Annotated in this window: 12 protein-coding genes; 7 read left to right on the top strand and 5 right to left on the bottom strand. The window is 72.0% G+C overall.

Going from position 1 to position 14,846, the window contains the following annotated elements; translation table 11 throughout:
* Positions 1-6 precede the first annotated feature (6 nt).
* From AB0B41_RS03420 to AB0B41_RS03430, 3 genes are all read right to left on the bottom strand, one after another.
* Positions 7-942 (bottom strand): alpha/beta hydrolase, encoded by a 936-nt coding sequence (locus tag AB0B41_RS03420; RefSeq protein ID WP_358198465.1) that lies wholly within the window; start codon positions 940-942, stop codon positions 7-9.
* Entirely contained in the window at positions 939-2,462 is a 1,524-nt protein-coding gene (locus AB0B41_RS03425) for an AMP-binding protein (RefSeq protein WP_358198467.1), read from the bottom strand. Before AB0B41_RS03425 ends, AB0B41_RS03420 begins: the two co-directional genes overlap by 4 nt.
* Positions 2,463-2,523: 61 nt before the next feature.
* Positions 2,524-3,978, bottom strand: coding sequence for an aldehyde dehydrogenase (locus tag AB0B41_RS03430; protein WP_358198469.1), 1,455 nt, complete (start codon positions 3,976-3,978; stop codon positions 2,524-2,526).
* A gap of 294 nt (positions 3,979-4,272) precedes the next feature.
* Between AB0B41_RS03430 and AB0B41_RS03435 the strand changes: the two genes are divergently transcribed.
* Complete coding sequence (locus AB0B41_RS03435; protein WP_358198471.1) at positions 4,273-5,505, top strand: acyl-CoA dehydrogenase family protein; 1,233 nt, start codon at positions 4,273-4,275, stop codon at positions 5,503-5,505.
* Positions 5,505-6,662 carry an acyl-CoA dehydrogenase family protein gene (locus tag AB0B41_RS03440; protein WP_358198473.1) on the top strand — a complete coding sequence of 386 codons (1,158 nt, stop codon included), beginning with the start codon at positions 5,505-5,507 and terminating at the stop codon, positions 6,660-6,662. The genes AB0B41_RS03435 and AB0B41_RS03440 overlap by 1 nt, the downstream gene beginning before the upstream one ends.
* 22 nt (positions 6,663-6,684) lie before the next feature.
* Here the strand turns inward: AB0B41_RS03440 and AB0B41_RS03445 are convergent, their stop codons facing one another.
* Positions 6,685-7,509: a mycofactocin-coupled SDR family oxidoreductase gene (locus tag AB0B41_RS03445; RefSeq protein WP_358198475.1), complete on the bottom strand. Its 825-nt coding sequence runs from the start codon at positions 7,507-7,509 to the stop codon at positions 6,685-6,687.
* A gap of 336 nt (positions 7,510-7,845) precedes the next feature.
* The gene (locus tag AB0B41_RS03450; RefSeq protein ID WP_358198477.1) at positions 7,846-8,433 is read right to left on the bottom strand and encodes a TetR family transcriptional regulator; all 588 of its coding nucleotides are present in this window, start codon (positions 8,431-8,433) and stop codon (positions 7,846-7,848) included.
* A gap of 77 nt (positions 8,434-8,510) precedes the next feature.
* Here AB0B41_RS03450 and AB0B41_RS03455 point away from each other — a divergent pair, with 77 nt between their 5' ends.
* The 5 genes from AB0B41_RS03455 to AB0B41_RS03475 all read left to right on the top strand — a co-directional run bounded on the left by AB0B41_RS03455 (position 8,511) and on the right by AB0B41_RS03475 (position 14,484).
* Positions 8,511-10,031: an AMP-binding protein gene (locus AB0B41_RS03455; protein ID WP_358198479.1), complete on the top strand. Its 1,521-nt coding sequence runs from the start codon at positions 8,511-8,513 to the stop codon at positions 10,029-10,031.
* A 19-nt stretch (positions 10,032-10,050) separates the two neighbouring features.
* Positions 10,051-11,232 carry an aromatic ring-hydroxylating dioxygenase subunit alpha gene (locus AB0B41_RS03460; protein ID WP_358198481.1) on the top strand — a complete coding sequence of 394 codons (1,182 nt, stop codon included), beginning with the start codon at positions 10,051-10,053 and terminating at the stop codon, positions 11,230-11,232.
* On the top strand, positions 11,232-12,080 hold the full coding sequence (locus AB0B41_RS03465) for a hypothetical protein (RefSeq protein WP_358198483.1): 849 nt from the start codon (positions 11,232-11,234) through the stop codon (positions 12,078-12,080). Before AB0B41_RS03460 ends, AB0B41_RS03465 begins: the two co-directional genes overlap by 1 nt.
* Positions 12,081-12,513: 433 nt before the next feature.
* Positions 12,514-13,377: a LysR family transcriptional regulator gene (locus AB0B41_RS03470; RefSeq protein ID WP_358198485.1), complete on the top strand. Its 864-nt coding sequence runs from the start codon at positions 12,514-12,516 to the stop codon at positions 13,375-13,377.
* A gap of 183 nt (positions 13,378-13,560) precedes the next feature.
* Positions 13,561-14,484 (top strand): LLM class flavin-dependent oxidoreductase, encoded by a 924-nt coding sequence (locus AB0B41_RS03475; protein WP_358198487.1) that lies wholly within the window; start codon positions 13,561-13,563, stop codon positions 14,482-14,484.
* Positions 14,485-14,846: the final 362 nt, after the last annotated feature.

Below are 14,846 nucleotides of genomic sequence, written 5' to 3' on the forward strand. Positions count from 1 at the left end.
GCGACCTCAGGTCCACCAGGGATCGAGCGAGCGCAGGAACCCCAGGATCGCCTCGGTGACCTCGGCGGGCCGCTCCTGTTGGATCCAGTGCCCGGCGCCCGGCAGCAGCACCGTGCCACGGAGGTCGTCGAGGTGGCGCTCCTGACCGGCGTGCGGCATCACCGCGAGGGCGGGGTCGTCCGTGCCGGCGAGGAAGAGGCACGGGGCGATGACGCGGGCCCCGGTGAGGTGCGGGGTGGCCGCCCAGTTCCGGTCGATCGCCCGGTACCAGTTCAGGGGCCCGGTGAACCCCGTGCGGGCGAAGGCCTCGGCGTAGGTGCGCAGGTCGGCGTCGAACAACCACGGCGGCAGGCGGTCCGGCTCGGCGAGACGGTCGAGGTAGCCGCGGCCGTCGTCGGGGCCGAGCAGGGCGTCGACGGTCAGCCCGCCGAGGACGAGCCGCATCGTGCGCTCCGGATCCTTGGCCAGCTCCGCGTCGGCCACGCCCTCGTCCTGGAAGTGCCGGATGTAGAAGAACCGGTCCGCCAGGCGCTCGCGCCAGATCTCGAGCGGGAGCCGGCGGGCGCGCGGGGTGAACGGAACGCTCAACGCGCCGAGGCCGGCGACCCGGTCGGGGTGCAGCAGGGCGAGCTGCCACACCACGGTCGCGCCCCAGTCGTGGCCGACGAACACCGCCCGGCGGTAGCCGTGCGCGTCGAGCAGCCCGACGAGGTCGCCGGTCAGTTCCTCGATCCCGTAGGCCGCGGGTTCCGCCGGGCAGCTCGATCCGCCGTAGCCGCGCATGTCCGGCGCGAGCACCCGGAAGCCGGCGGCGGCCAGGGTCGACTGCACGTGCCGCCAGGAGTATGCGAGCTCGGGGAAGCCGTGCACGAGCACGACCGGCGGACCGGAGCCCTCGTCCCGCACAGCCAGTGCGATGTCACCGACCCGGACCGTCCTCATCGGACCTTCGGGTAGCGCTGCGGGGCGTCGGCGTACACCCCGCGCAGCTCGCGCTTGGCGATCTTCCCGCTCGCCATGCGCGGCAGCGGGCCGTCGTGGACGATGACGTACCGCGGCACCTTGTAGTCGGCGATCCGGTCGTTGCAGAAGGCGACCAGCGCGTCCGGGTCCAGCTCGCCCTCGGTGTGGACGACGGCGGCCGGTGTCTCGCCGAACTTCTCGTCCGGCACCGGGATCACGGCCACCTCGGCGACGCCGGGCGCCTGCTGCAGGACCGTCTCCAGCTCGGCCGGCGAGATCTTCAACCCGCCGGAGTTGATCATCTCGCCCATCCGGTCGACGTAGGCGAGCAGCCTCTCCTCGTCGAGGGTGCCGAGGTCGCCGGTGTGCAGCCAGCCGCCACGCAGGGCCTTCTTGGTGGCCTCCTCGTTGCGCCAGTAGCCGGGGAACATGCCCGGGCCGCGCATGAGGATCTCGCCGACCTCGCCCGGCGGGCAGTCGCGACCGTCGGCGTCGACGACCCGGATGCGGGTGAACGTGCCGCCCCACCCGCACTTGTCGGGGTGGCGGGTCGAGCCCTCGGCGGACATCGCCGTCGCCCCGCCGCCGATCTCGGTCTGGCCGTACATCTGTCGCAGCGCCACCCCGCGCGGGCGCCAACGCTCGAGCAGCGGAACCGGCACCCGGGCCCCGCCGACCCAGGCGGTGGTGAGGTGGTCCAGCCGCACCTCGTCGAAGCCGGGGACCCTCGCCACCTGCTCGAACAGGATCGGCGGCCCGGTGAAGGTGGTGATCCGGGCCTCCTGCAGCACCTCGAGGGCGCGGGCCGGGTCGAAGCGCGGCTGCAGGTACATCGTGCCGCCCTGGACGAGCGCCCGGGACAGGCCCCAGACCACGCCGGCGGCGGTGAACATCGGCAGCACCAGCAGGACGCGGAGGTCGTTGGGTGCCACCGGCTCGGCCAGCGACCACTCGTGCATGATCCCGGCGATCGTGCGGTGGGTGAACACCACGCCCTTCGGCGTGCCGGTCGTGCCACTGGTGAACACGATCGCGGTCGGGTCGTCGGGCAGCTCGTCGTGCGCAGGCACCGGCGGGTGCACCCCGCCCCGCAGCGGCGTGACGACGTCCTGGAGGCTGCGCGCGGCGACGACGGCCCCGTCCGCGGCCACCTCCTCGAGCAGCGGGAGGTGCGAGTCGTCGGCGAACACGACGGTCGGCTCGCAGAGCGCCACGAGCGCGCCCAGCTCGGCGGCGAGGAAGCGCTGGTTGAAGCCGCACACCACGGCCCCGACCTTCCACGCCGCGACCGCGGCCACGCACCACTCGAGGCTGTTCGCCCCGACGATGCCGACCCGGTCGCCCGCCGCCACGCCGTCGTCGCGCAGCCGTGCGGCCAGGCCGTCCGACCACCCGTCCAGCTCGGCGTAGGTCACGACGTCGCCGTCGAAGTCGATCGCGGGATGGTCGGGGACGGTGCGGACCCACCAGGTCAGGGCGTCGACGACGGTGCCGCTCACGGGGCCTCCAGGTGTGGTGGCACCCGGGGCGGCGGGTCGGTGGCCGCCGCCCCGGTGGACTTCAGGAGAAGAGGGGCGCGACGTCCTCGGTGAGGTTCACGGTCTTCAGCTCGTAGTACGACTGGACCGCCTCCGGACCGGTGTCGCGGCCGACCCCGGAGCACTTCACCCCACCGAACGGCGCCTCGGTGTTGTAGACGAAGGAGTTGACGCTGAACGTGCCGGTCCGCACCCGGCGCGCGACGTCCGCCGCCTTCTGCGGGTCGGTCGTGAACACGGCGCCGTGCAGGCCGTACTCCGAGTCGTTGGCGATCGCGATCGCCTCGTCGACCGTCTCGTAGCGGAGCACCGAGGCGACCGGCCCGAAGATCTCCTCCTGGGCGATCGTCATGCCGTTCTCGACGCCGGTGAACACGGTGGGCTGGACGAACGCACCCTTGTCGAGACCCGCCGGGATGCCGCCGCCGGTGGCCACAGTGGCGCCCTCGGCCCTGCCCGCCTCGATGTAGCCGAGCACCCGCTCCTGCTGGCGCTTCGACACCAGCGGGCCCATGGTCGTCGCCGGGTCGAACGGGTCCCCGACCACGAACGACTCCGCGGTCGCCACGAGGGCGCCGACGACCTCGTCGTAGCGCGAGGCCGGCACCAGCACCCGGCTGTACGCCGCGCAGACCTGGCCGGTGTTGAAGAACGAGCCCATCGCGAGCCCGGCCATGGTGGTCTGCAGGTCGGCGTCGTCGAGCACGATCGCCGCGGACTTGCCGCCCAGCTCCAGCTGCAGGCGCTTGAAGCTGCCGCCCGCCTCCTGCCCGATCTGGCGGCCCGCGGCCGTCGAGCCGGTGAAGCTGATCTTGTCCACGCCCGGGTGCGCAACCAGCGCGCGGCCCGCGTCCCGGTCACCGGTGAGGTAGTTGAAGACACCGGCCGGGACGCCGGCCTCGTGCAGGGCCTCGGCGATGAAGAACCCGTCGAGCGGGGTCTCCGGCGCGGGCTTGTAGACCACGCTGCACCCGGTGACCAGGGCCGGCCAGATCTTCGACACGGCCATGTTGAACGGACCGTTCCACGGCGCGATCGACGCCACGACGCCCACCGGCTCCTTCACCACCGCGGCGGGGCCGTACATGGTCTGCCGGACCTCGGACAGCGGGCTGTTGCGTGCGACGTCGAGGAAGTACTTGCCCACCGCGAGCGCACCCGGGATCTGCATGCCGGCGATCGAGGTCGGCAGCCCCATCTCCGACGTGACCAGCCGGCCGATCTCGTCGAGCTTCGGCTCGATCAGGCCCAGCGCCCGCTCGAGCACCTCGGCGCGCTCCTCGACCGACCGCAACCGCCACACACCCTCGTCGAACGAGCGGCGGGCCGCCTTCACTGCGGCGTCGACGTCGGCGGCGTTCGCGTCGGGGGCCTCGCCGACGACCTCCTCGGTCGAGGGCGAGACGACGGGGATGCGGGTCGACGAACTGGGCTTGCGCCACTCGCCGTCGATCAGGAGCTCGTCACGGATGGTCATGGTCGTCCCTTCGGGGCCGCGGTGACTCGGGGGATGGCCGTCGGCTCGACCGGGGGCACCAGCGGGTACGACGTCACCGGTGTCCCTTCGTCGGGCCGGACGGGTGTGCGGACGGACGTCGGCGGCGGGGGCTGCGCACTCGACGTCGCGGTGCCGCGAGCCTAGAGGCTTTAGGTGAGCGGTGTCCAGGGTCACCCTTCTCGCATCCCCGGTCCGCGCGCAGCACACTTCCGACAGACGCGTCACGTACCTACATCTGTTAGGTTGCCTCGGACGTCAGCCGGAGGAGCAACGATGGACCTCGAGTGGTCAACGGCCGACCTCGCCTTCCGCGACGAGGTCCGCGCCTTCCTCGACGAGAAGCTCACGCCGGACCTGCGCCGGGCGGGACGACTGATGACGAGCGTGTACGCCGACCACGAGGCGAGCATGCGGTGGCAGGCGATCCTGCACGAGCGTGGCTGGGCCGCGCCGGCGTGGCCGGTCGAGTACGGCGGCTGCGACTGGACGGTGACCCAGCACTACCTCTTCAGCCGGGAGTCGATCCTGGCCGGCGCACCTCCGCTGTCCCCCATGGGGATCAGCATGGTGGCGCACGTGCTGATCGAGTTCGGCACGCCGGAGCAGAAGGAGTTCTTCCTGCCCCGGATCCTGACCGGCGAGGTGTTCTTCTGCCAGGGCTACTCCGAGCCCGAGGCCGGCTCGGACCTCGCCGCGCTGTCGATGACGGCCGAGGCCGACGGCGACGACCTGGTCTGCACCGGGAGCAAGATCTGGACGACCCACGCCACCGAGGCGAACTGGATGTTCTGCCTGGTCCGCACCTCGCGCGCGGCCAAGAAGCAGCAGGGCATCACGTTCCTGCTGATCGACATGAGCTCGCCGGGCATCGACGTGCGCCCGTTGGTGATGACCTCCGGCGAGCAGATCCAGAACCAGGAGTTCTTCGACCACGTCCGGGTGCCGAAGGCCAACGTCCTCGGTGAGATCGACGACGGCTGGACCGTCGCGAAGTACCTGCTGGAGTTCGAGCGCGGCGGCAGTGCCGCCGCCCCGAAGCTGCAGGTCATGGCCGACCAGGTGGCTCGGGCCGCGGCCGGGCAGCCCGGGCCGGACGGGCGTCCCCTGCTCGAGTCGGCGGCGTTCGCCGCCAAGCTCGCCGACGCCCGGATCCGCATCGACGTGCTCGAGGTGCTGGAGTTCCGCGTGCTGTCCGCGGCGGCGGGCGGTAAGAACCCCGGGACCGCGTCCTCGATGCTCAAGATCCTCGGTACCGAGCTGAGCCAGACGCTGACCGAGCTGCTGCTGGAGGCAGCGGGGCCGCGCGGACGCGCCTACCAGCCGCACGCGACGCGGCCGGGTGGCCCGCTCGCCGGGTTCGCCCCACCGGTCGACGGCTACGTCAGCGGGAAGGAGTGGCAGGCCGTGGCGCCGCTGCGCTACTTCAACGACCGGGCCGGGACGATCTACGCCGGCAGCAACGAGATCCAACGCAACATCCTCGCGAAGGCGGCACTGGGACTCTGATGGACTTCTCGCTGACCGCGGAGCAGCAGCTCCTGCGCAACTCGCTCGCCGACTGGCTCGCCGACCGCTACGACCTCGCCCGTAGCCGGGAGGCCGCGACCTCGGAGGCCGGCTGGCAGCCCGAGGTGTGGCGGGCGTTCGCCGAGGACCTCGGGATCCTCGGCGCCACGCTGCCCGAGGACGTCGGCGGCTCCGGCGGCGGGCCGGTGGAGACGATGGTGATCGCCGAACAGCTCGGTCGCGCCCTGGTCGTCGAGCCCTATCTCGACACCGTGGTGCTCGGCGGGGGTGTGCTGCGGCGACTCCACGGCACCGGCGACCTGCTGAAGGGCATCGTCGCGGGCTCCGTGCGCATCGCCCCCGCCCTGCTCGAACCGACGTCAGGGCACACGGCGCATTCCGTGGCGACCACGGCGCGACGGGACGGCGGGGACTGGGTGCTGACCGGCGCCAAGGCCGTCGTGCCCGGCGTACCGCAGGCGACCCACCTGCTGCTCACCGCCCGCACCTCGGGTGGGCAGCGAGACCTCGACGGGATCTCGCTGTTCCTGCTCCCCGTCGATCTTCCGGGAATGCAGGTGCACCGCTTCCGCACGATCGACGACCGGCACGCGGCCGATCTCCTGCTCGACGACGCGCGGGTCCCTGCCGACGTGCTCGTCGGCGAGGAGGGCCGCGGCTGGACGGTGCTCGCACCCGCGCTCGACGAGGCGCTCGCCGCACTCGCCGCCGAGGCGGTGGGCTGCCTGCGCACGGTGCTCGCCGACACCGTCGCCTACAGCAAGGAGCGTCGGCAGTTCGGCCAGGCCATCGGCTCGTTCCAGGCGCTGCAGCACCGCATGGTCGACATGCACCTGGAGGTCGAGCAGTCGGTGGCAGCCATGTACCTCGCCACCCTGCGACTGGACGCGGAGCCGGCCGAGCGGGCTCGCGCCACCTCCGCCGCCAAGGTCACGATCAGCCGCGCCGCCCGCTTCGTCGGCCAGAACGCCGTCCAGCTCCATGGCGGCATGGGCATGACCCAGGAGCTCGCGATCGGCCACTACTTCAAGCGGCTCACCGCCCTCGAGTACGAGCTCGGCCCCGCCGACCACCACCGGTCCCGCTACGCCGCCCTGAGCCCGGTGCCGGGACGCGACGGGCCGGCCGCGGACTGAGCACGCTCGTGCCCCGACCGGCTCAGCGGTTGAGGTAACCCGCGTCGACAGGGAAGGTCACCCCCGTCACGTACCGGGCCTCGTCGGAGGCCAGGTAGACCATCGCGTTGCTGATGTCGATCGGCTCGACCAGCGGCACCGGCATCGGGTTCTGGAAGTGGGGGCTGCCCGCGATCTCCGGGAACTCCTGCACGAACGCGCCGTACGCCTCGTTGACCACCATCGGCGTGTTCACCCCGGTCGGGTGCACCGTGTTCACCCGGATCAGGTGCGTGGCCAGCTGCGAGGCGTACAACCGCATCAGCCCGACCACACCGTGCTTCGCCGCGGAGTACGCCGCCTGGCCCGGCAGCGCGTTCAACCCGATGCTCGACAGCCCCGCCGCCGAGCTCGTGATCAGGATCGACCCACCCCGCCCGCGCTCGATCATCCCCGGCAGCGCGACCTCGATGGTCTGCCAGACACCGGTGAGCAGCGTGTCGATGCCGTCGAACCAGGCTTGCTGCCGGGCGCCCTCGTTGATCACGGGCATGATCCCGGCGTTCGGCAGCACCGTGTCGACGTGCCCGAACTCCTCGATGCCGGCGTCGTACGCCGCCTGGAGCGCATCGCGGTTCCGCACGTCCGCCACCTGCGCGACGATCCGGCCGTCGACCGCCTCGACCTGCGCCACGGTCTCGTCGAGATCCGCCTTGGTGGCCAACGGATAGAACACCGTCGGAATCTGCTCGCAGATGTCGACGGCGATGATCGACGCTCCCTCCTCGGCCATCCGAACCGCATGCGAACGGCCCTGCCCACGCGCCGCGCCGGTGATGAAGACGACCTTGCCGTCGAGACGTCCCATGTCCTGTTCCTCCTCGAGCTCGCGGTGTCCGGCACCGCCCACGGGCGGCGACGTGCGGCAACGAGGGGCGGCAGTCCATCGGATCGGGAGCGCGACGGGACGTACCGAGATCCTCCTGGGATCCGACGCCCGCTCATGACCGGGCCGATCGCAAGGTCTCGTTGCCGCCGCAGGCCGGGACGTTAGCGAGCACGGTCACTCGTCGCAACGTCCACGTACGAGTGAATGCTGCTGAAGCTCGCCGTTTGACCAGGGTTTACTAAAGCTGTTAGCTTATCGACCGCAGCACACCGCCGCCGCGCGCTGCCCCGACCGCACAGACGCGACCGCCTGCCGTCAGGAGGGCAGGTCCACACCACGAAGGAACGCCTGCACCATCTCGACGAAGCGCCGCTCGTCCTCGGCCTCCGACGCCGTCCGGGCGCGCCCCTCGTCGTCCAGCTCCAGATCCTCGAGCGCCGTCCGGCCGGTCGCCGTGCTGATCGCCGATCCGAGGGTCATCCGATGCGCCGCTTCGAGGAGGAAGAGATGCATCCGCTCCGGCACCCCGTTCGCGGCGAGGAGCCGCGAGTACTGCTGGTACAGCCGCACGAGCAGCTGTTGCGGGAGGTACTCGACCACCAGGGTGACGGCGCGCGGATGGCGCAGCAGCGACCGCCGGAACAGGGTGGTCTCGGCCACGAGCCACTCGCGCCACCGCCCCGGCTCGGGGTCCGGCACGCGCCCGCTGTCCAGCACGACGATCCGCGCCACCTCCGCCAGGATCTCGGCCTTGTCCCGGAAATGGTTGTACAGCGACGGCGCCCGCACGTTCAGGGCCGCCGCCACCCGGCCGAGGCTGAGGCCGGCCGTGCCGTCCGTGTCCACGATGGACAACGCGGCCCGCGCCGCGGCGTCCCGCGTGATGCTCGGCCTTCGCCCCACGTCCCTCCCCTTCCGGTCGCCTGAGCCTACGACTCACCCACACCACCCCACCTACCACCGACGGAGGAAGCCCGACGATGCGCACCACCACCGTTCTCGATGCGCTGTCCGCCTGGTCGCTCCGCCAGCCCGAGGCTCCGGCCCTCCAGGACCCGGTGCGCTTCTTCACCTGGCGGTCCCTCGTGGAGGCCCAGAACCGTGCCGCCGGGCGGCTGATCGAGTCGGGGATCCGGCCGGGCGACAGGGTCGGCGTGCTCGGTCCCCTCTCGGCCGACTGGGCCGTCGCCGCCCTCGGGGTCCTTCGCGCCGGCGCCGTGCTGTGCCCGCTCAACGAGCGACTCAGCGCCTACGAGCTGGCGGACGTGTTCGAGCGACTCGGTCCGTCGCTCGTCATCGCCGCCGAGCGGAACTCCGCCGTGGAGGGCGTCGTGAACGGGCCACGGGTCGTGGCCCTCGAAACCTTCGACACCTACGGCGGCACCGCTCCCCTGCCGGATCTGCCACGGGACCCGGCGCGCCCCGTCGTCGTGATCCCCACCTCCGGCTCCACGGGCCTGCCGAAGGGCGTCGTCCACACCCACGAGTCCCTCCTCGGCGCGTTCTTCGAGTGGGTACTGCAGGCGCCGGAGCTGCTGCGCGGTCGGGCCCTCAACGTCAGCGCTATGTCGTTCGCCGCCGGTCTGCTCAACGGCTTCCTCGGTCCGCTGGTCCTCGGCGGCAGCGTCGTGCTCCTTCCCCGCTGGGACCCGCGGACCGCCCTCGCCCTCATCCGTGACGAGAAGATCACGACCTTCGCGGCGACGACCATCTTCTACGAGCAGATGGCGGGGCTGCCCGCCTTCGCCGACGCCGACCTGTCCTCCCTCACCGTCGCCTTCACCGGTGGTAACCCCGTCACCACCGAGCTCATCGACGCCTGGTCGGCCAAGGGGGTGGGGCTCCGACAGGCCTACGGGCTCACGGAGTCCTCCTCCAACGTCACCTGGCCCACCGTCGACCTGTCCCTCCGCAGCCCTGAGTCGGTGGGCCAGGGCGGAATCCTGACCCGCGTGGTCGTGGCCGACGCGGACGGCACCCCCCTGCCGCCCGGCGAGCCGGGCGAGATCCGGATCTCCGGCCCCGGCGTCGCGGCGGGCTACTGGAACGACGACGCGCTCACCGCGGAGACCATGGGCGACGGCTGGCTGCGGACCGGGGACGTCGGGGTGATCGACGAGCACGGTGCGCTACGGGTCGTCGGCCGCACCAAGGACGTGATCATCACCGGCGGCATGAACGTCTACGCCGCCGAGGTCGAGCGCGCCGCCCTGACCCTGCCGGGGGTCGTCGAGGTCGCGGTCATCGGGGTGCCCGACGACGAGTTCGGCGAGACCCCCGCGCTCGTGATCCGCACGGCGACACCGATCACCGAGGAGGACGTGCTGGCCCACTGCCGGGAGCGGCTGGCCTCCTACAAGGTCCCGCGCTACGTCGTGCTCGTCACCGAGCCGTTCCCGCGAACGCCCAGCATGAAGATCGACAAGTCGAAGGTGCGGCGGCAGAACGCCGACATCCCGGCCCACCACCGGCGGCACGGCCGCAAGCCGCAGCCCGCCTGAGCCCGAGGAGGACATCACCATGACGCTCGACAGCGAGATGCACGAGCGCGCGTTCCGCACGATGCTCCGCCACGTCGAGAAGGAGACGACGGACGAGTACGGCGAGATCGCCCGGTCGGAGGCGATCGACTACCGCGACCGGGAGCTCGCCGCACTCGAGCGCGACCGCGTGTTCGGCGAGGTGCCGTTCATCGTCGGGCACGGCTCGGAGATCGCGAAGCCGAACGAGTTCCTCACCCGCACGCTCCCGCGCAACAACGCCATCGTCATCCGCCAGCGCGACGGCGGCGTGAAGGCCTTCGTCAACGCCTGCCGCCACCGCGGCGCCCAGCTCGTCGAGGAGGAGTCCGGCCGCTGCCGGCTCTTCTCCTGCCCCTATCACCGCTGGTCCTACGACCCCAGCGGCGAACTCCGGACCGTCACCCTCGACGACACCTTCGGCGACTTCGACCGCTCCGGGTTCGGGCTGGTGGAGCTGCCGGTCGAGGAGCGTCACGGCTTCCTCTGGGTGATCGACAACGCCGGACGGACGATCGACGTCGAGAGCTGGCTCGGCCCCGAGATGGACGCCGTCCTCGCGGGCTACAAGATCGAGGACCTGGTCAGCGTCACGCCGCACTCCTTCGACCGGCCCACCAACTGGAAGATCATGCAGGACGGCTTCCTGGACAACTACCACGTCAAGTACGCGCACCCGAACACCGCGGGCAAGGTCCTGCACACCAACAAGCTCGCGCTGGAGGACTTCGGCCGGCACTTCTGGTTCCTCGCCGCGCGCAAGAGCATCGACCGCTTCATCGGCGCGGACCCGGGGGGCGCGAACATGGAGAAGCACACCATCGAGAGCTGCTTCCTGGCCCCGAACAGCATGCTGCTCAAGCACGCCACGCACGTCGAGCTGCTCACCTTCCGCCCCTACGGCGCCGACCCGGAGAGCTCGGTCATGGAGATGCGGATCATGGCACCCACCACGGAGGCCACCGGCCTCGATCAGGAGGCGTGGGACAGGCTCTGGGCCAAGAACTGGAAGATCATGATCTCGATCATCCACGACGAGGACTTCCCGATCCTCGAGGGCTCGCAGAAGGCCATGCGCAGCCAGGACGCCGGGACGATGCTGCTGGGCCGCAACGAGCTCGGGAACCACCTGTTCCGACGTGAGCTCGACCGCCTGGTCAGGATCGAACCGGCGACGGACTGATGCCACCGACCATCGCCGAACCCGACCTCGTCCTGCTCCGCCCCGCGACGGGTGTCTCGGCCGAAGCGCGCAGCCTGCTCGACAGGGCCGCCGCCGTCGACACGGAGATGGGTTTCGGTCCTCCGCGGAGCGCACTCCGCGCGGAGCCCGGGCCGACGACAGTGATCGAGGTCGACACCTGCCTGCACCGCCATGACGTCGTCCACCCCGACGACTACGTGTCGGCGGCAGTACTGGTCGTGCGCGAGGTCCGGCCGGGAGTCGGCATCGTCGGGTTCGTCGTCGATCCCGACCGCCGGTCGATCGGTGTCGCCACCGCGGTCGTCGAGCGCCTGGGCACGAACCCGTCCGGCTGGGTCGGCACGGAGCTGCGCACCCTGTGGGCAGTCGCCCACGGCTGCCACCCCGCGGCCGAGCGGCTCGCCCGCCGTGTCGGGCTGCGCAACCCCTCGGCCCGCTCGCACCTCGTCCTGCCCGCCGGCGAGGAACTACCCAGCTGGGCCTCGCCCACCGGAACTCGGGTGCTGCACCCGGACGACGGCGTTGCGTCACCGCCGTTCGACGACCTCGGCGAGGAGGACCCCTCGACCGTCCTGCTCGCCGTGGACTCGGGACTCGCCCGGGTACGGCCGGCAGGCAGGGACGGGGTCGCAGAGATCCGCGGTGTCGCGAGCGAGCGGAAGGCCTCGGCCGGAGAAGTCGTCGTGGCTGCCGTGGCCTGGCTCAAGGACCGGGGCGCCACCATGGTCGAAGCTCTGGTGGACGCCGACGACGAAGCCCTCCTGGAGGCGTTCCGCTCCCTGCACTTCGAACACGACCGGACCGATCTGCTCTTCGCTCTACGCTGACGCTCCTGCCGGACGGTGGTCGCACGTCGACCTCGCGGCGCTCCGCGAACTCCAACGCGCGCCGCGAGCCGACGTTCTCCGGGGCGGCGCCGCGGCCGAAGGCGCGCTGGAAGTAGCTGCCCGCCCGGAAGGTCCGGCCGATCCGCTCCGCGTAGTCGTGCGCCTTCGCCCAGGCCTGCTCCTCGGTGGCCCCAGGATCGGTCGGAAGGTCACCCGGATCCGCGGCCGCGCCCGGCCCGCGGCGGCAGACCCCCACGGCGGCCGGGGCACACCGCCGGGGACACCACCTAACGCGGACGGCGTCCGGCGTGCTGCGTCGGTGTCGTGCGGGGCATGGGAGGACTGTGAGCCGCGGGGCCACCGCCGTGTCCAACGAAGAATCCGCATCACAATCGATCAGGGAGCGCGATCGACCGGTGTGAGCGTCCTTCCCATGCCTGGCCCCACCGCCGTCCTCGACATCGTCGCGCTGCGCAGCTTCGTCGCGGTCGCGGACTGTGGTGGCTTCCATCGCGCCGCCGAGCAACTCGTCGTCTCGCAGTCCGCGGTGAGCCAGCACGTCCGGCGGCTGGAGAAGACGATCGGCCGCCCCCTCGTCGAGCGGGTGGGCCGCAACAGCCGCTTCACGCCCGAGGGCGAGGCCCTGGTGGGTGAGGCGCGGCGCATCCTGGCCGTCCACGACGAAGCCCTGCGGCACATCGGCGTCGGCGACGAGCGGGAGTCGATCGTCCTCGGTACCACCGAGCACGCGGCGGACGAGCTGCTCGGTCTGGTCACCGGCGCCCTCAGCTCGGTGTTCCCGGACTCGGCCGTCCGGTTCCGGCTCGACCGGAGCAGCCGGCTCAACGACGCCATCGAGCGCGGCACGCTCGACCTCGCGATGTACATCGGTGACATCCGCGGGTCCGACAGCGTGTCCGTGGGAGCCCTCCCCCTGACCTGGTACGCGGCACCGGGCTGGCGGCGGCCACCGAAGAGCGCGGCCATCCCGCTCGTCGTGATCGACAGTCCGTGCACGATCCGCCGACGCGCGCTGGAAACCCTGGCGCACAACGGCTTCAAGACGAACGTCGTCGGAGAGGCAGCCTATCTCGCCGGGGTGCTCAACGCCGCCCGGGCAGGCCTCGGCGTCGTCCTCCTGGCGGGCACGGGCGACGCCCCCGAAGGCCTGGAGCGCCGCGACGACCTCCCGGCCGTACCACCGGAGCGACTGCACCTGCGGACCCGCGAGGCCGCCGACCCCCGCCTGCTCGACATCGCGACCGAGGCACTGAGGACCGTCCTGGTCGACACCTGACCGTCGGCCGGTCACGGCGGCGCGGGCGGGCCCGGGCCGGCGACGGCGAGGATCCGCGCGCGGTTGCGGCGTGCGCGCCGACTCCTGAGCACCTTCTCCCCGGCCTTGTGAAGTGGCGGGGCCCGCCATATCGTGGCCGGACCGAAATGGCGGGCCCCGCCGTTTCCCTCCCGAGGAGGATCCATGGCCGACAGCGCGACGGTCGAGGCCGCGCGGAGAGCGCTCGGACCGGTCGGGGTGATGCTGCCCAACGTCCCGTTCGCCCCGCAGCCGACGGTGGCCGAGCAGCGGGCTGCCGTGACGCGCTGGGAGCAGGCCGGACACACCACGGTCTGGACCAACGAGGGGGTGGGCGGCAAGGACGCGTTCACCCAGCTGGCGATCCTGCTCGCCGCCACGGAGCGGATGACCTTCGCGGCGGGCGTCCTGAACATGTGGGCGCGGCCGCCGGAGACGGCGCACGGGGCGGCGACCTATCTCGCGCAGGCGTTCCCGGGGCGGTTCGTGGCGGGGTTCGGCATCGGCTACCCGTTCCAGGCGGAGACGGTGGGGCGGGAGTACCGACGGCCCGCGGCGTCCGCCCGCCACTACCTGGAGCGGCTGCGGGAGGTCCCGCCGATCACGCCCGCGCTCGACGCGCCCTACGCCGCGATCCTGGCCGCCAACGGCGCCCGGATGCTCGACGTGGCCCGCGAGGCCGCCGACGGGGCGATCCCGACGGTCCAGCCACCGGCGTTCACCGCGGAGGCCCGGGCGGTGCTGGGCCCCGAGAAGATCCTGGTCGTCGGGCTGCCCGTCGTCCTGGACGAGGACCGGGACGCCGCCCGGGCCGAGGCCCGCCGGTTCCTCACCGGGGTGCTGGCCGGCGGGGACTCGCCGTACGCGGCCAACCTCGTCCGGCTGGGCCTGCCCGAGCGCGCCGTCCGGGAGGTCGCGGACGAGGTCGTGGAGGCAGTCGTGGCCTTCGGGACCCCCGAGGACGTCGCTCGCGAGGTCCGCGCCCATCACGCGGCCGGTGCGGACCACGTCCGGCTCAGCGTCACCGCCGCCGACTTCGCGACCGGGGTCGCGCAGCTCGAACAGCTGGCCGGGGCCACGCGAACCTGACTCCTCGAGCGGGGACCAGCCGGTCTTCGGGCGTTCGGACAGTCAGGGCGGTCGTCCCGCGATACGGTCGCCGGGTTGTCCCGTTGATCCCCTCCGCGCACGATGACGGCCGTGTGGACCAGGAGCGGCGGCCGCGCGGTGCCCGTCGTGCGCCCGGTCGACCTCGAACGCTTCTGGCCGTCGCGGCGCGGCCACGCGTTCGACACCGGAACTGCGTCGCCCATGATCAACGTCCGGCCACGCAGCCCCGCCTCATGATCGGCGATGGCGTGCGGCAGTGACCGTTCGACCAGCCGCACGTGCCCCCCGAATATCGATCATGAGAGGAAGTCGCGTCCATGATCGGCGCTTGCGTGCGGTGG

The sequence above is a fragment of the Pseudonocardia sp. NPDC049154 genome (assembly GCF_040648315.1).
Classification (GTDB): domain Bacteria; phylum Actinomycetota; class Actinomycetes; order Mycobacteriales; family Pseudonocardiaceae; genus Pseudonocardia.